Annotated in this window: 12 protein-coding genes and 2 pseudogenes; 5 read left to right on the top strand and 9 right to left on the bottom strand. The window is 65.9% G+C overall.

Going from position 1 to position 16,209, the window contains the following annotated elements:
- Positions 1-8: 8 nt before the first annotated feature.
- Positions 9-740, bottom strand: coding sequence for a hypothetical protein (locus tag AB0B61_RS11785; RefSeq protein WP_358431044.1), 732 nt, complete (start codon positions 738-740; stop codon positions 9-11).
- A 226-nt stretch (positions 741-966) separates the two neighbouring features.
- Complete coding sequence (locus AB0B61_RS11780; RefSeq protein ID WP_358431041.1) at positions 967-1,740, bottom strand: SDR family oxidoreductase; 774 nt, start codon at positions 1,738-1,740, stop codon at positions 967-969.
- A 51-nt stretch (positions 1,741-1,791) separates the two neighbouring features.
- Here AB0B61_RS11780 and AB0B61_RS11775 point away from each other — a divergent pair, with 51 nt between their 5' ends.
- Both AB0B61_RS11775 and AB0B61_RS11770 read left to right on the top strand, forming a co-directional pair.
- Positions 1,792-2,382, top strand: coding sequence for a TetR family transcriptional regulator (locus AB0B61_RS11775; protein WP_358431036.1), 591 nt, complete (start codon positions 1,792-1,794; stop codon positions 2,380-2,382).
- Between the two features lie 584 nt (positions 2,383-2,966).
- A pseudogene (locus tag AB0B61_RS11770) lies at positions 2,967-3,089 on the top strand (hypothetical protein); the annotation flags it as partial.
- Positions 3,090-3,701: 612 nt separating this feature from the next.
- Here AB0B61_RS11770 and AB0B61_RS11765 read toward each other — a convergent pair.
- The 6 genes and pseudogenes from AB0B61_RS11765 to AB0B61_RS11740 form a co-directional block, all read right to left on the bottom strand.
- Positions 3,702-4,070 (bottom strand): hypothetical protein, encoded by a 369-nt coding sequence (locus tag AB0B61_RS11765; RefSeq protein WP_358431393.1) that lies wholly within the window; start codon positions 4,068-4,070, stop codon positions 3,702-3,704.
- A 17-nt stretch (positions 4,071-4,087) separates the two neighbouring features.
- A pseudogene (locus AB0B61_RS11760) lies at positions 4,088-4,305 on the bottom strand (polymorphic toxin type 30 domain-containing protein).
- A complete protein-coding gene (locus AB0B61_RS11755) occupies positions 4,302-5,018 on the bottom strand; it encodes an ISAs1 family transposase (protein ID WP_358431033.1) in 717 nt (238 codons plus the stop codon). The pseudogene AB0B61_RS11760 and the gene AB0B61_RS11755 overlap by 4 nt, the downstream one beginning before the upstream one ends.
- Before the next feature lie 32 nt (positions 5,019-5,050).
- Positions 5,051-5,473, bottom strand: a complete 423-nt coding sequence (locus AB0B61_RS11750; protein WP_358431031.1) for a transposase family protein — start codon at positions 5,471-5,473, stop codon at positions 5,051-5,053.
- 186 nt (positions 5,474-5,659) lie between these two features.
- The gene (locus tag AB0B61_RS11745) at positions 5,660-6,694 is read right to left on the bottom strand and encodes a hypothetical protein (RefSeq protein ID WP_358431029.1); all 1,035 of its coding nucleotides are present in this window, start codon (positions 6,692-6,694) and stop codon (positions 5,660-5,662) included.
- Positions 6,695-6,770: 76 nt separating this feature from the next.
- A complete protein-coding gene (locus AB0B61_RS11740; protein WP_358431028.1) occupies positions 6,771-12,911 on the bottom strand; it encodes a DNRLRE domain-containing protein in 6,141 nt (2,046 codons plus the stop codon).
- A gap of 827 nt (positions 12,912-13,738) precedes the next feature.
- Between AB0B61_RS11740 and AB0B61_RS11735 the strand changes: the two genes are divergently transcribed.
- A complete protein-coding gene (locus AB0B61_RS11735) occupies positions 13,739-13,909 on the top strand; it encodes a hypothetical protein (protein ID WP_358431025.1) in 171 nt (56 codons plus the stop codon).
- Here AB0B61_RS11735 and AB0B61_RS11730 read toward each other — a convergent pair.
- Complete coding sequence (locus AB0B61_RS11730; RefSeq protein WP_358431023.1) at positions 13,902-14,330, bottom strand: ATP-binding protein; 429 nt, start codon at positions 14,328-14,330, stop codon at positions 13,902-13,904. The genes AB0B61_RS11735 and AB0B61_RS11730 overlap by 8 nt on opposite strands.
- Positions 14,331-14,504: 174 nt before the next feature.
- On the opposite strand from AB0B61_RS11730, the gene AB0B61_RS11725 reads away from it, so the two are divergent.
- A complete protein-coding gene (locus AB0B61_RS11725; RefSeq protein ID WP_358431019.1) occupies positions 14,505-14,813 on the top strand; it encodes an antibiotic biosynthesis monooxygenase in 309 nt (102 codons plus the stop codon).
- Positions 14,810-16,012, top strand: a complete 1,203-nt coding sequence (locus tag AB0B61_RS11720) for a helix-turn-helix domain-containing protein (protein WP_358431016.1) — start codon at positions 14,810-14,812, stop codon at positions 16,010-16,012. The genes AB0B61_RS11725 and AB0B61_RS11720 overlap by 4 nt, the downstream gene beginning before the upstream one ends.
- Positions 16,013-16,209 lie beyond the last annotated feature (197 nt).

Raw genomic sequence — 16,209 nt, 5'->3', positions numbered from 1 at the left:
GTCATGGGTCAGGCGAACAGGTACCTGAACACGGCGTCGCCGACCTCCTGGTCATCGACGGCGGTCGCGTTGGCCTCTTCACGGGCGTACTTGACGGCGTCCTGCAACTTCTGCACGCGGGCCAGCAACTCGTTCACGCGCTTGGCCGGCAGGGCCCCGGAGAAAGCGGTCTTCGTCCAGTAGCCGACCACGATGTCCTCGGTGAACACCTGCACCTGAGCGGGGTGCTTGTCCGTCGCCTCGGCGAGCACGTGATTACGCGGAACCTTCTTGGTGCGAGTCGTCTTGACCGGCTCGGTGCGCCAGGTCTCGGCGTTGTCGTCGAACGACCACGTCTCGGCCGGATCGAGCGTCGGCAGCTTCGACACGAACGTGTGCAGGTCGACGAGCTGCTTCTCCAGGAACAGCAGGTACGTGACCGGGGCACCGGCGATGAGAGTCTCGCCGTCGACCACGACGTCCGCCTTGGCGGTGGCGTTGGTCCAGTCCTTGGTCGCCGTCACGTCGAACAGCCGCGTCAGCGCCTTCGCGACGTCCGCGATGATCGCCTCGGTCTTCACCTGGACGCGCGTCGACTCAGGCGGCAACTGCTCGCCCTCGTCGTCGATCGGCTGATAGGTACGAGACAGGCCCGACAGGAGCGGTGCCTTCTGAATGGCGTGATAGGCGTCGGACACCGCGCGCTGCGTGCTGGCCTTCACGCCCTTCTCTACGGCGAGGATCTGGTTCAGCTTCGCCACGGAGGGTTTCCGTTCGTTGGGGGTGGGCGGGACAGGGCAGAGCGTACAGCGATGGCGCTATGCGTACGCAACTCATATAGCTCGCCGCACGTACGACCGCGGCCATGGACGTTGCCGTCAACGATCAGCGGGGAACGGCCCGATCCCGCACGCCGGGAAGATCGTCGAAAGCGGCCGACGAGTCCATCGTGACGATGCCCTACGACAACTCCTCATCCCGTACGACTCACGTGGCAAGCGCTACCCGAGCCCCGAGGTGGAGGCCACCGCTGGCGTCCACCACCTGCCCGGTCACCCAGCGGGCATCATCGGAGGCGAGGAGGGCCACCACGTCGGCGACGTCCTCGGCCCGGCCGACCCGCCCCAGCGCTGCCTGCCCGCCGAGGAACGCCACCGCCTCAGGAGGGAACAGCGACGTGTTCGCCTCGGTCATGGTCGCGCCCGGTGCGACGACGTTCACGGTGATGCCGCGCTCGCCCAGCGCCAGGGCGAGGGTGCGGCTCATGGTCTCCACCGCGCCCTTGGTCATGGCGAAAGAGGTCTGCGCGGGATTGGCGATCCGGGTGACGGCCGAGGAGAGGCTGATGACGCGCCCACCATCGGCCAGCAGCGGGAGCGCCCGCTGGATGATGAAGTACGGCGCCTTGACGTTCACCGCGAAGAGCCGGTCGAACTGCTCTGCCGTGTCGGTCTCGATCGCCCCGGCCGGGGCGGCCGCGGCATTGTTGACCAGGATGTCCAGGCGCCGCCCGGCCAGGCCGGCTTCCAGCTCGGCGAACAACGCGTCGACAGCCCCCTCGTCCTCCAGGTCCGCGCCGATCGGGAACGCGCGCCCGCCGGCCCGTTCGATCCGCTCGACCGTCTCCTGCGCCGCTGCCGCGCCCTTTCCGTAGTGGACGCCGACGAGGGCCCCGTCGGCGGCGAGACGTTCGGCGATCGCCCGCCCGATACCGCGTGAGGCCCCGGTCACCAGTGCCGTCTTCTCAGCCAGCTTTTTCATTGCGTACCCCGCAGATTTGTTAGTAACTATCAGCATGGTAGGTTCTATCAGGTGATAGCGGAGACGGCAAGCCTGCGTGAGCGGCGCCGGGCAGAGACCAGGCGCACGCTCCAGACGCACGCAGTACGCCTGTTCATGGCGCGGGGCTACGACGCGACCACGATCAACGACGTGGCGGAGGCAGCCGGGGTATCCGCGATGACCTTGTACCGGCACTTCGCCACCAAAGAGGACCTGGTGCTCTACGACGAGTTCGACCGGGAAACCGCGGCGGCGCTGGCGGCACAACAGCAGGAGGAGCCACTGCGCCAGCGGATCGGCCGGGCCCTGGTGCAGACCGCCGCCACGGCCGTCAACTCCGACCGCGACCTCCTGCTCGCCCGCCTCAACCTGATGATCTCCACACCCGCCCTGCAAGCCCGCCATCTGGACAGCCAGTACGCCACGGAGATCGCCGTCGTTGACACCCTCTGCGCCGGCACCACCGACCCTGACCTGGAATTCCGCATCCGCAGCACGACCGCCGCCTGCCTGGCGGTCATCCATGTCGCCCTTATCCGCTGGGCCGAAGGCGACGGCCGGCAGGACCTCCCCACCCTCATGCGCCAGGCCCTGACCTCAGCCTTCGACACGGCATTCTGAAGGCCGGGGGCCTATGACGTCGCTGCCGTGCTGACCCGGACATGCGCTCCGACTGCCCCGAGAAGCGGGGGCGTGCACCGTTGATCTCACCTCTCGCCTGGATCGCGTGGCGGCGAACATGCTGTATGAGCCGCTCGGCTTCCGAGCGAGAGAATCGACGGTCTATCGGCTGGCAATGGACGATGAATACCAGTCTGAAGAGCCGCCTTGTATTCCGCGTCAGCTCTACAAGCGCTTCATACCCCAAGGCTCGACCACAAAGAACCCATCATGAACGGCACACCTTTCAGGTGCCCCGCGTATCGAGGGCATTTCCGAACCGACCGCCTCGAACAGAGCACCTTCAAAGATCCGTCCCGCCTTGGGAACATCGATGCCGTAGAGTCGAGGGCCGAAACCCCCGCGCGGCGCGGTGCTGGACGACCGCCTTGGCGACCCCGTCGCGGAAGTCGATAGCCCACCTGCGCGACATCCGGTTCCGGCTCATGATCGCCCGCCTGGCGGGCTGCCCCTTCCGGGCGGCCGCCAGGGCCAAAACCTGCGGCACCCCCGATCCATGACAGTGCCGACGTGTTCGCGGCCCTGTGCGCCGTCAAGGGGCACAGGCTGCCCCTGGAGTCCTTCCAGGCGGACCGCACCTCTACTTCAGCGCCCCTGCCGACGTGCCTCTGGCCAACACCCAAGGTGCGCTGGGCTGGCTGTTCGACACGCGAGCAGTGGGCGGCTACGTCGTCCGCCCCGGAAGCCACGTTCACGCCAGTGACGGCGGTAACCGAACTGGTCTACCGCAAGCAGATCCGCCCCGTACTTCAGGAAGGCGCAGTGGCCATGGATCGGAAAGACATGAGATCGGGAGGCTTGGTCACTCACCTAGACGCCCAGAAGCCCCCCGCGATCACGCGGGGGGCTTCCGACCTGGAGCCGCCTTCGGGATTCGAACCCGAGACCCCTTCATTACGAGTGAGAACACGATCGTCCACGATTGTCCACAAGTGCCTCGACATGCTGGTCACGGGCCCTCTATCGCGCGACCCCAGTCCATCTACGTCCGTGATCGTCCATGGTCGTCGTTAGCAACTGCGTTAGCAAGATCGGCCAGCGCGAAATGCTCCCGTCAGCACAGCTGTCACCTCAGCCGTGGTCACCCGATGGCAGGACCCGACGAAGGAGGGGCCTGGCGGCGATCGCCCCGACCACGAACGGCGTGCACCGAAGTCCGCGATCGTCACGGCGTCAGCCAACCAACACCAGGGCCAGGAGAGCGGAGATGGCACAGCCAGCTCAGCTTCGCGAGATGCACGAACAAGCGCAACGGTCGCCTAGGGCGGAAGATCATCCCACTCTGCAGTGCCGTTACTCGCGCTGGCGATGCGAGGGACGAATTCCTCCATGTACTCGCGGTGTTCCACGTGGATCACGGATTCCGGGATTTCCCCCAGGGGCGAGAGATCGACACCGTCGAGCTTTCCGCATCCGTCGAGATCGGTCAGCGCGTGCAGGAGCGCCTCCAGGGCCACCCGGGACTCCTCGTGCGGGGCCAGCATGGCGATCAGGTCCCCTACCACTCTGGCTTGGGTGCCGGAGAGCAAGTTCACGAAGTCCTGAACGCGGTCGCTCGCCTCCGTACGCACCGCTTCGTCGAGACTCAGAAGGTCTCGGAGGAAGTCGACATAATGCTTGCTTTCCATACGTCCCGTCTTCCAGTTCAGTGCGGGTACGGCACCGATATATGGCTAGTCCACGGAATGTGGGGGTCGTTGATCGCCGCCTCATTATAGTTCGGACTGTTCGGGTTTCCGATCTTCGCGTGTAGAGCTCGCCTGACTGGTCCTGGAATTGGTGCCCGATCTGGATGCGGTAGATGGGGCCGCTGTTGGCGTTGGGGCCGCGTGTGGGCCGAGGTCGGGCCCAGGGCGATTTCAAAGTCGGCTGGCTGATGGCTGAGTATGACGCTGCGTGAGTAGTGGGAGCGCGCGCAGGGGGTTGCGGCCGATTGCTTGCACTGTCTCCTTGATCTTGGTGATGCCGTGGATGGTGAACAGGCCGAGGGCCAGATTGCGCAGCGTGGCCATGGTTCGCGGTCCGTTGCCGAGGTAGGCCTGATGGTCGTCTACGTGCCAGACGGTGTCGCGGGCACGATGCTCCAGATTCTCGATGCCCCAGTGCCGGCGTACGTGGGCGGCGATCTCTGCCGCCGGCAGGTGGACGCGGCTGGTGACCACGATGACGACCTGCTTGCTGCGGGGCTGGCCTGCCAGGTCGGCCACGTCGCGGCGGATGACCGCAAGGCGGGCGGCGTGCGGCAGGCCGATGCCATCGCTGGTGATGTCGGTGGCCCAGGTGGTCCACCGGTTGATCCGCCCGTGTCCGCGTTCGGTACTCACGTGAGCGGGGTCTTCGGTGATCAGTTCGCATCCCAGCGTCAGGGCGGCTGCATACCGGGATGGCCGATTGCCCTTGATCGTCAGCAGATAATCGGCTTGATGCTTTTCGACCAGGTCGCGGGCGGTGGTGGCGCAGGTGTGCGCCGCGTCGGCGGTGACCAGCGCTCCGGCGATGCCGATGCCGGCCAGCAGAGAGCAGACCTGGGTGGTCTCGGTGGTCCCCTCGGGGACGGTGATCTGCCCGAGTACCACGGCTTCCGGCCGTCCCCGCGGTGTGTCATGGCCTAGAACAGCACCAGTCGCCCGTCGGAGTTCCAGCTGCCGTGAAGGTCCTTGCCGTCCAGCGCGATCGCCCACCCTTGCTCATCGCAGGACGCGTGCGCACGCAGCCATGCGCCCACCGCGGCGTCGAGTGCGCTCGCGTCCACGCTGATCAGCACGCGTCGCAGGGTGGCCGCGCTGGGGGCGAGGTACGGGCCGAGTCGATGCCGGCGCGCGCCCAGCAGGCCGAGCAGGGTCTGCGGCAGGTCAGCGGCCGTCGAGCCCAGTTCCCGATAGTTGGCGGCGCCGGCCAGCGTCGTCACCACGGCGACTCCCAGCACGGCCGCCAGCGGGTGCCGGATCCCGCGTGAGTCACGTGGATCGGTGATGCCTGCCAGCATCTCCAGCAGTGATCCAACATCGGTACGGGCGTGAGAAACTGACACTGATGGCCTTCTTGTAGGTGATGTGGAAGCGTGAGAACTCCCATGATCACAGACAGAAGGTCATCCTTGTTTCGGTGTCACGCTCCGTAACGGAGACCGATTCGGACGCAGGGGAACGATCACCCCAGATGGGCGACATTGAAATCGCCCTGCTGATAGACCGTCCGACGTACCTCGGGCAGGTTGTCAGCGTGTTTCTTCCAAAACCATTTCTCGCATCCAGAGCGTTGCATTGTCCCAGCCCTCTCCCAAGGCAAACTTCGCGTACGTCAGCCCGTCGAGATACGTAGCCCCCTCGGATACAGAGCGCAGACAGTGGTAGATACCCCTGCCCGCGACCCATCGCCGCCATACGTCTTCGTTGCTATCACGGTGAGCGAAGAGCTGTCCCTCCCACCATGATCCGAGATTTAGGACGTCTCTTTTCACCTCGGAGAGAATGGCCGCGTCGAACTGCTCACCACCGCGTGCTTGTCCGATGACGCTCTCAATAGCGGCGCCCTCCGGCCCGAAAATGTCGAAGAGAGTCACCGCGACACGGCGCAGCATGATGTTGCGGACAGGCGCGGGCGCGCTGCGGATCCAAGCGTCCAGCCCTGGCTCGTGGCAGGCGAAATCAAGGGGCGGAATCTCGCTTGAGATCGGTTGCTCGATCTCAATTCCGAGATGAGGTCGATCCAAGAAGCCTTGCGGGAGCCGTACGCCTGAGCGTGCCTCGATCATCGCCAATGCCCTGGCCCGTTTGGACGGCCAGATCCGCGAGGCGCCCGAACCGAGCGTCTCTGCTTCTGCTTGGAGAAACACCTGCTCCGAGCCGAGCAGATACGACCGAGGGAGGGGAAAGTCTTTGATCTGCGCGAGTATGTGACCATTCGCCGCGTAGAAGAAGAACGCGCCCACCACATTCCAGCTGACATGCCACACCCGAGCGTGGCGACTGAGCCGGCACAGGACCGTATCCAGGCCCGCATACGTGAACCCATCCTCTTCGAGCAGGGCGATGCCGGATGGAGTCTCGTGTGCATGGATTGGTGGGTACGGGTCTTCCGGGTTTACGTCGACCACGTCAGGACGGCCGCCGCCGGTGAGACGTCTGGCCGTTTCACGCAGCGAAGGAGGGCCATCGAGGGGCTGGATCACCGTCCAGCACAGACTCGACTCCAGATCGGGGTCCGTGCGGAGAAGTTCGTGATAGTACTCGAGCGCCTCATCGCCGATCACTGATGTGTCTCCTCTGCGAGTAGCGTCTTGACCGGCGCGGAATCCCGCGCCGGTCAAGACACCGATGTCGGCTAGATCATCCTACGCCGGTGTAGTACGGCGAGCTGGTGTTGATGTGGCCCGGCCAGCAGTGATCCTCCATCCGTGGTGGATTGGTCAGTGTGGTGGCGAACCGGTTGAAGAAGTGGTCTTCGAAGATGACCCGATCCTCGTTGAAGAGCCGGTTGAGCACCTTGCCGGCGATCCGGTTCGGCCCGGTCTTTCCTCCGGGCATGGCACAGACGGACAGGTGGCCTGCCTTGTCCGTGTCGACAGTCCGGTTGCTCGCCGCGGCGTAGGGGTACTCGTCGCATTCCTGCCCAGCAGCGCCATAGCCCGGCCACAGACTGCGGCATCGAGTGACAGCCCTCGCACGAATGTTGTCAACGAGTTGGTCGTGGTTTTGGGTGGGAGTCCTGCCGGTTCTGGCCAGATATGCGTTGGCGGGTGGACGTGCCGTACCGTTCACCGCGCAGCCCGGGATTGTCTTCTGCGGGTTGTACGGGAAGGTCACGGCCTTGTTGTAGCAGGCGCTCCAGTAGTGGACGTAGGCCGCGTCGTAGCTGTTTCCGAGTTTCCACTGGACCGAGGGGATGACGGGAAGAATGCATCCGCCCTTACGGCGGGACACGCCTTCCGCGTTGTCGCATCTGACGTGCATCTTGGTCTGGGTCGTCCCGTAACGCCACTCCACCCATTCGCCGTCGTCGTCGCCTTCGTCCTCGAAACTGATTGCGGCGTACGGTTGGAAGTTGCAGCTGGTGATGTTGTCCACAGGGTCGGGGGACGCGCTCTGGGGCGCGGTCAATCGGAAGGTTCCGGCCTTTTTCCAAGGGGTCGTCGTGTCCCCGACCTTGACACCCATGGCCGTCCAGTCCTCGACAGACTTCGTCAGGTGATTTACCTGCGTGGCCCCACCGAAGCTGGTGACGTGCTGACAGGCGGTCTGGCTGCGGTCCGGTTCTATCCCGATGGTGAGGAGGACCGATTCGACGCGGTTCCAGACGTCATTGACGTTGCCGGTCGTGCCGATGTAGAGGTCGAACCAGATGTCGCGCGCCGAGGCGCTCTCCAGTTCGCGCAGACCTGACCATGTCTTCGCGACGAACATGATGTCGATCGACTGCATCGCGTGGACTTCGTCCCGCTCACCCGAGTCCTCCTCGTCGTCGGGTTCCATCACCTGGACGGCGTGCCGCCAGCAGCCGCTGTATCGGTTCTTGAGGTAGCCGTAGCTGCGCTTGAGCCAGCCGTGCAGCTTGCGGCAGTCATCGGGATCCACCCGGTCATAGCGCGGCGCTGGAGCCGCGGCTCGTGCCGCCACGCCCGCGCCTTCGGCAGCCGATGCAGAGCTGCCGTCGTACAGGGCGAAGACCTCGCCGCTTTCGAGCGCGCGGGAGAAGAGCCATGTCTCGTCGAGCATCCCTCTCATGGAGGCGCCCAGCATTGTCGGCCCGCTCGCGTTCCAAGCCGCGAAGCTGAGCTGCGACGTGCCGATGAAGTTGCCATTGAGGTACAGGGTCGCGACCTTGCTGACCGGGTCGAATGTGCCAGCGAGATGGAACCACTCGCCGACAGGCGGTTCAACTCCGGACAAGACGCCTTCCACTGCGGCTGCCGCCTGGTCGCTGCCGGTGAAGGTGAAGACGAGGCCATGTTCGGGGTCGTTCCCGAGAGTGAAGGCCGCTTGGTGCTCTCCTCTTTGCTCGATGACGGAATAGCCTCCGTCTTTTTCGTCCCATTTGAGCCATGCGCCGACAGTGAATGCCTGATCGGTCCGCATCACCGACCCTGAAGTTTGGGCGAGGGGCGCCGCCTGGGTGGGTGTCAGGTCGATGGAGCCGTTGGACCAGCCGGTCCATGGCGAGGCCATGGAGGTCCCGGAGTTGACAGCGCGGACGCGCCAGCGGATCTTCAAGCCGTCGGCCAGCTTCCCGGCGGGGACGCTCACCGTGGCCTGGCCGCCGGAAGTGACCACCGCGGAGGCTCCGGCCCAGATCTGGCCCGTGCCCTGGCCGGTGGCCGCCGGGTCGTGGTCGACCTCGAACTCACCCTCGACTGACTGCCCTCCAGGATCCGTGACCGTGGCCATGAATGCAGGGGTGAGGCTGGTGATCACGGTCGTTCCGCCGTTGACGGCGGAGGGGGCGACCGCGAGACCGCTGACGGTCGGCTTGGGCAGAGCGACGGCCAGCGACTGCCACTCCGACCAGGCCGACGCCGCCGTCGGCGACACGGCGCGGGCTCGCCAGCGGATCTGCGAGCCATCTGCCAGAGTGGATGCGGGGATGGTGGCACTGGCCTGGTTGCCGGAGGCGACGTCATCGACGCCACCCGCCCAGATCTGGCCCGTACCCTGGCCGGTAGCGGCCGGGTCGTGCTCGACCTCGAACTCGGCCCTGAGCCTCCCTCCGGTCGGGTCGGAGACCTGCGCCAGGAGGCTAGGCGTGAGCGAGGCGGTGTGCGTCTTCCCGTCGACGACCTGCGATGGATCGACTCGCAGGGCTGTCACCGCCGGTTCGGAGACCGGGTCGGCGACGTCGATCATCACGCTCTGCCAACCCGCCCAGGGCGACGCGACGGTGGTGCTCGGGTTCACCCCGCGGGCGCGCCAGCGGATCTTCCAGCCGTCGGTCAGCTTCCCGGCGGGAACAGTGGCACTGGCCTGGCTGCCGGAGGCGATGTTGTCGACGGTGCCGGTCCAGATCTGGCCGGTTCCCTGCCCGGTAGTAGCCGGGTCGTGCTCGATCTCAAACTCGGCCCGGACGGGCTGCCCGCCGGGGTCGGTGACGGTAGCGAGCAGGCTCGGCGTGACACTGGTGCTCACAGTGACACCCTCGACCAGGGTCGAGGGTGTCACCTGAAGACCGGTCACGGCGGGGTTGGGGACATCGACTGTGGCCGTCTGCCAGGCGGACCATGCCGAGGTGGTTGCGGCGGTCGCGTTGGACGCGCGGGCCCGCCAGCGGATCTTCCAGCCGTCGGCCAGCTTCCCGGCGGGGACGCTCACCGTGGCCTGGCCGCCGGAGGTGACCACCGCGGAGGCTCCGGCCCAGATCTGGCCGGAGCCCTGCCCGGTCGCGGCCGGATCGTGCTCGACCTCGAACTCGCCGGTGAGACGGCCGCTCGCCGTGTCGGCGACGGTCGCGGCAAGCTGCGGGGCCAATGAGGTTGTCACGGTGACGCCGTTCACGCTCTGTGCCGGCGTGATGGCGAGGTTCGACACGACCGGCTTCGATACCGGGCCGCTGGTGGTGATGGTCAGCGTGGGCGGCTGGTTGAAGTCGGTGTCTTCGGAGGCTGTGAGGTAGCGCCAGTTGGTCGCGGTGCCCTCGGTCGGTGACTGCACCACCAGGCCGTGGTCGGCGGCGCCGGCGGCCCAGTCCTGGGCGATGCCGGTGACGTTCCATTCCAGGCGCTGAGCCCCGCCGGAGCAGGTCAGGTCGTATCCGGCCTTGTTGGTCTGCGCGTCCTCGGTGGTCGCGGCCGGCTTGTTTGCCCAGTAGAGGTTGTCGGCGTCCCAGGCGCCGGTCACCCGGCGAACCTGAAGGCCGTCACCGACCGACGCTCCACAGGCCGAGCTTTCGAAGTTGTACAGCGACACCTTCGCGTCGGTCACCGTCTGGCCCTGCAGACTTCCCGTGAGGAAGCGCAGGTACGAGCGCATCTTCTGGTCCTGCTGCACGCCGGCGATCAGGATCGGGCTGCCGGGGGACGCCGGCCAGTCCACCCTGTCGGTGCTGGCGAGCGTGACGTCCTCACTGCTCGTCGACGCAGCCATAGGCTGGATCCGGACCGGGTAGATGGTGACGGAATCGGCCAGGAACCGGTGATCGGGTTTGAGCACCAGCTCGGTGCGGCCATCCTTGGTGACCACCTCGGTGCCGACCTTGGAGCTCTTGGCCAGCAGGCGGCGGCCCTTGGTGCTGCCGTCCCACATGACCGGCTGCGGTGCCGAGGCCACCAGCTTCTTGTCTTTGCCCTTCAGCAGCAGCCGGCCGGCCTTGCCCTCGGTCAGGGTCAGGCCGTCGTCGTCTACGCCGATACGCAACTCCAGCGGCTTCGACGGCCTCTGCCGCAGCACCACCTCATACCGGAACCCGGTTGGCAACGCCGTCACCACCAGGTCAGCCCCGACACCCGCCGCGTCGATGTAGGTGACGACACTGCCCTTGACAGTCGGCTTCGGCAACGGCGTAGGCCAGCGCAGCGCGTAGGACTTCCCGTCGGCGGTCATCTTGACGAATGCATCCGTGCCACCAGCGGATAGCTCAACAGCCACACCGTCGGCGATCACGTTCGGCGTCAATCTGCCGTCCTGAGTCCTCAGCGTGGTGTCGATGGGCACCCACCCCCCGTTGCGCTTGGTCCGCACCGGACCGGCCGCGACTTCTGTTCTGAACGAACGTCCGTCTCGCAAGGCATAGGTGATGCTGGTGGCGGTGGTTTCTTCGGTGACCTCCACGTCGCGGCCTTGACCTGCGGCGAGACCGGATGCCATCGCTCGTGCAGCCTGTGGGCTCTCCGGCTGCGGCCTCGAGCCGGTGGTCGCGGCGATGTTAGTCACGGCCGAACCTCTGACGCCGGGTGTCCAGGAGGTTCCGCTGTTGACGGTGGCGTGATGCCCGTTCCCTGACGCGTCGGCCGCTTGGGTGCCGGAAGCCTCGTCGAAGGACCAGCGGCCGGCTAGGTCGTCCGTCGGTGGCGGCAGTGGTGCCTCAACGTCCTCCGGCGAGGCGACGTAGTCCTGGTCGCTGTTGCGGCGGTACTCCGCCGCCTCGGCCTCCGAGATGGGGTCCGGTTGAGGCAGAGTGTTCGATACGCGTCCGCGTGCGGCCAGCTGGCCGATCTCTCCCTTCGTGGTCGGCGCTGTCTCACCCGCGTCTAGCATCACGACGGAGGCCTTCGGCGGGAGCAGGAAGTCGACGGTGAGGATGGGTGGGTGGAGTTGCCCCTTACAGGCCTCTAGCGGGGTGCTCCTGCAGCCGCCTGCTTCGTCGGTCCGATAGCGGCGCCAGTTGGTGCTGTCCGATTCGCTGCCGGCAGTGAGTTGGACGCCGTAGTTGGTTTCGCCGTTCGACCAAGCCTGGGCGATCTCGTCGATCGAGTAGACCAGGTCCCATTCTTTGCCTGCCCAGCTCGCGGCTCCGCTGGTGCAGTTGGGGCTGTAGGCGGCGCCCTCGGTGATCTGGCCCGTTGAGGTGACCGACGGCTGGCTGTTCCACGTCATGGTCGCCTCGTCCCAGGGGGACGTGACCTGCCGGGTGGTGATCCCGGAGCCGACGTAGGTCCCGCAGTCGTTGGACAGGTGGTTCCACAGGATCAGGTCGGCGTTCTGTACCTTGAGGCCGCGGAACTCGGCGGGCATGTCGGGGAACTTGATGTAGCTGCGCCAGCGGACGGTGCCGCTGTTGGACTTGCCGACCAGGATCCGGTCCAGGGTGAAGTTGTCCCAGCTGTCCTGGTAGTCGGCGTTGTTGACGAAGGTGTCCCAGCCCTGCTTGGGCAGGCCGCCTGCGCCGGTGTGGGTCTCCCACCAGTCGGCCGCCACGGCCGCCATGGTCACGGGGTAGGTGACCGTTGGGTCGGCCAGGAATGTGGCGTCCGGGGTGAACACCAGCGACTTACCGTCGTCATCGAGGCTGATGGCGGCTTTGCCGACCTTGCCCGCGTCGATGGGCGCGTAGGCGTCGGCGGCCGTGGCGTCCTGCAGGAGCGTTGGCCGCACCTCGGTCAGCGTCTTGCTGTCCTTACCCACGATGATGGGCTGGCCTTGAGCGTTCTTGCTGAAGGAGAGTCCGGCGGGCAGTGCCACCGGCATTTTGAAGGTGACCGGGCCGGTGGGCCGTTCGGTGATGACGATCTGCTGCCGGAAGCCGGTCGCGGTCGCGGTCACCACGAGGTCGCGGCCCTTGCCGTAGGCGGCTGGGTATCGCGCGGTGTTGCCCGTCAGTGTGGGCTTGGGCAGCGTCGAGGGTGTGGTGATCTTCGCGGTGTCGGCGCCTGCCGTTGCTTGGCTCTTGAGCAGAGTCTTGTCCTGCCCGGCAGACAGCGTGAGGGTGCCGTTGATCGCCTTGGGTTTGATCACGCCGGCCTGTTCGACGAGCGTGGTGTCGATCGAGGTGAAGCCCTTGCCGTCGGTGTTCTTGACCCGGACTGGCTGGCTGTGCAGTTCCATCCGGAGGGTCTTGCCGTCGGGGTTGGCGTAGACGGTGGCGGTTTCTGAGCGTAGCGACTCGATCTCGACGCGACGGTTGTCCTTCTTCGCCTGCGTCAGCGCTTTGCTGGTGGGGGTGGCGGGCGCGCTCGGCGGAAGCGTCGTGGGGATGCTTGTCGGAGTGGTGGGGGGGTGGCGTGAGGCCCTGCGCGATTGCGGGTGCGCTCATCAGCGAGAGCGGCAGCGTCAGAGCTGCAAGCAGGGCCGCGCGACGGCGCGTCCCGACGGATAAGCCCGACGCTGTTCGTGATGTGTTCACTCCAGCCTTTCGAACGAAATTGACAAAACGGAGTGATCATCACATGTGTTGCGATCTTATGTAAAGATCCTTTTCGGTGATGGAGCAGGTGGGTTTCTGTGAGCATCGAGCGCGTGGAGCCCGGCACCGAAGTGAGCGATTGTTACGGCTGCTACCTCAACGACATCGATAAAGAACCTTCTCGTCTTGCGAGGCGTCAGCCCGGTGATCGCAAGCGTGTGGGCGGCGCGGCCGCGACCGGCCGAAGAGCCGCAGCGCGGCCGGCGACCGCCCAACGCGCGGCGGGCCGCGGAGCGGACCGCCCTTGAAGACGTAGAGAAAGTTCTCATCCAGAGTCGAGCGCGTCTTTTGCGAGCGCGTCTTGGATGATCTTGATTGTGCCTAGCGTCCTAGACAGTTCCTGGCTGGCTGCGCGGACTACCTGGCCTATCGCACTTGCCCGGACAGTAGCGCCCGCCAGATGTCTCTTCCCTCGCGTGTACTCATGCGGTGAGTTTCATGGGTGGTAGGGCTGCTGAGGTGTGTGCGCTTGATGAAGGTCTGGCCGCTGGCGGCGCACAGCTCATATACGACCTCGTCGCAGTCGCAGGTCCAGGCGATCACCCGGCACCGCGGGTCGTTGCGTGGCTTCATCCAGATCAATGGGGTGCAGTGCGGCTCCGGCTGCGGCACATGGGGAGCCAGGCACGATGTCACCTGACAGGCGGGGCTGATGCGAAGGCCAGGAGCGCCCAGACCGTCCGACCGTATTCGTCGCCGTAGACGCCCCAGCGTGTCGTCAGTTCCTCGACGAGGTGAAGGCCACGACCGGTCTGCTCGTGTTCGGCGGCTTGCCGGATGTGCGGGCCCGTCGGGCCGCCATCGTCCAGGACGGCGAGGATCAGCAGTTCACCGCCCGCGTGGATGGTCACCCCGAAATTGCCGCCGACCTGGCCGCTGCGGGAGTGGCGGATGGCGTTGGTGGCCAGCTCGGAGACGATGAGTGCGGCTGTGTCGGCTTCGGGGCGGTCGGCCAGGTAGCTGGTGACGAAGCGGCGGGCTTCACGTACCTGGCTCCTGGTGCCTGGGAAGTTGCGACACCATCGGTGAATCTCTTTGTGGCTTTTCGAGGCTGTTGTCACGTCGGCTTACCTCACGTTCGTGCAGGTCAAAGCCCTGCCAACTGCTATCAGTACTTAAAGTACTGGTGCTATACTTCTTGTACAAGCGACTTGATGTACTTGCGCCGCACAATAAGTACTGGTCAAGTAAAGAGCAGAGATCCAGTTAGAGGCGGCGGCCCGAGGAGGGTGCACATGTTCGGACTCATGGTGCGATTCACCTGCAAGGACGAGACGAGCGCCGCGGCGTTCGACGAGCTCGTCGGTGAGACAATCGAGGCGATCCGCCGGCACGAGCCGGGAACGCTCGTGTACGCCTCACATCGGGTGGACGGCCAGCCGCTCCAGCGGATCTTCTACGAGCTGTACCGAGATCGTTCAGCCTTCGACGCCCACGAGCAGACCGAGCACACCAAGCGGTTCCTGGGGGCTCGCGAAGCGCTACTGGCCTCGGTCGAGGTTGACTGGCTGGAACTGCAGAGCGGGAAGGGCACGGCGTCGTGAGCACCGAGTACCAACGGGCATTGGGCAGACGCATCGCCCAGGAGCGCAAACGGCGCGGCCTGTCCCAGGTAGAGCTGGCCCGGCTGGTGGACCGATCGGTGGCGTGGATCTCCCAGGTGGAGCGCGGCGTGCGCAAGGTCGATCGGATGTCGGTCCTGGAGAAGGTCGCCGAGACGCTCGATCTGCCGCTCTCAGAGCTGGCCGCCGAAGCTCCTGTGATCGCCGCCACCAACGACGAGGTGCCCGGTACGGCCGGTCTGCGCCTCGTGCTGTCGGGCGCTCACTCACTCCAGGCCATGTTGCACGCCACTCCTGTGCCTGCCACCAAGCAGCTCAAGCCGCGGGTGGATCACGCGTGGGAGCTGACCCACGAAGCCCGCTACGACGAGCTGGCCGACCTGCTTCGCGGCCTGGTGCCCACCCTGGAGAACGCGGTCCGCTCGGCCCCGGCCGAGCGCCAGGCCGAGTTGTTCGAGCTGCTGGCGGTGACGTATCAGGCGTGCTCGGCGTCGTTGGCGAAGCTGGGTGAGCCGGAAGCGGCGTGGATCGCCGCCGACCGAGCCATCAGTGCGGCCGAGCGTGCGGGTGATCCGTTGATGATGGCGGCCGGCGCTTTCCGGCTCGGCTTCGTCTTTCTCGGAGCGCGCCACTTCGACCAGGCAGAAGAGACCGCTCGCACCGCCGCCGACGCCCTGTGGTTCCTCACCGATCAGGGCAAGCCCGAAGCGATGTCGCTGTGGGGCGGCCTGACCCTGCAACGCGCCGTGGCCGCCTCCCGGCTGAACCAGGCCGACACCGCCTACGAGCACCTCGCGCGGGCTCGCGAGATGGCCGAGCGGGTCGGTGACGGGCGCAACGACTACAACACCGAGTTCGGACCGGCCAACGTCGCCCTCCACGAGGTGGCCGTCGCGGTCGAGCTGGGCGACGCCGGTCACGCGCTGCGAGTTGGAACCGCAGTGGACACCTCGACGCTGTCGAGCGAGCGCAAGGGCCGGCTGTACGTCGATCTCGCTCGTGCGCATGCACAGCGTCGTCAGGTCGATGAGGCGGTGGCCGTGCTCCTGGAGGCCGAGTCCATCACGCCGGAGCAGATCCGTAACCATCGCGTGGTCCGCCAGTTGGCGTCTGACCTGCTGTCCATGCAGGATCCTGCTTCGCCTGACCTGCGTGGGCTGGCTGATCGGGTGGGCGCGTAGAAAAAGTACGTTGAGTAGTACTGAAAGTACTAGCAGTTACTCTCAGTATCAGGTAGCGTTTGTGTTGTAGCTGGAACTCTCCGTAACCGGAGGGTGGCAGCCCAGCACAAACGCTCTTCGCGTTTCAGAGGTGGATCAAGGAGATCCGCTCACGGAAAGCGAAGAGAGGCCACACATGAAAGTGGCCTGAGCGGGAG

The organism is Nonomuraea sp. NPDC049158 (assembly GCF_040648335.1).
In the GTDB taxonomy this organism is placed as follows: domain Bacteria; phylum Actinomycetota; class Actinomycetes; order Streptosporangiales; family Streptosporangiaceae; genus Nonomuraea.
This window is presented reverse-complemented; position numbering and strand designations above follow the sequence as displayed.

Excerpts from the sequence above, each read along its gene's own strand:
- AB0B61_RS11780 (WP_358431041.1), bottom strand. The coding sequence starts at position 1,740 with ATGAAAAAGCTGGCTGAGAAGACGGCACTGGTGACCGGGGCCTCACGC.
- AB0B61_RS11765 (WP_358431393.1), bottom strand. The coding sequence starts at position 4,070 with ATGGAAAGCAAGCATTATGTCGACTTCCTCCGAGACCTTCTGAGTCTC.
- AB0B61_RS11740 (WP_358431028.1), bottom strand. The coding sequence starts at position 12,911 with ATGGAACTGCACAGCCAGCCAGTCCGGGTCAAGAACACCGACGGCAAG.
- AB0B61_RS11725 (WP_358431019.1), top strand. The coding sequence starts at position 14,505 with ATGTTCGGACTCATGGTGCGATTCACCTGCAAGGACGAGACGAGCGCC.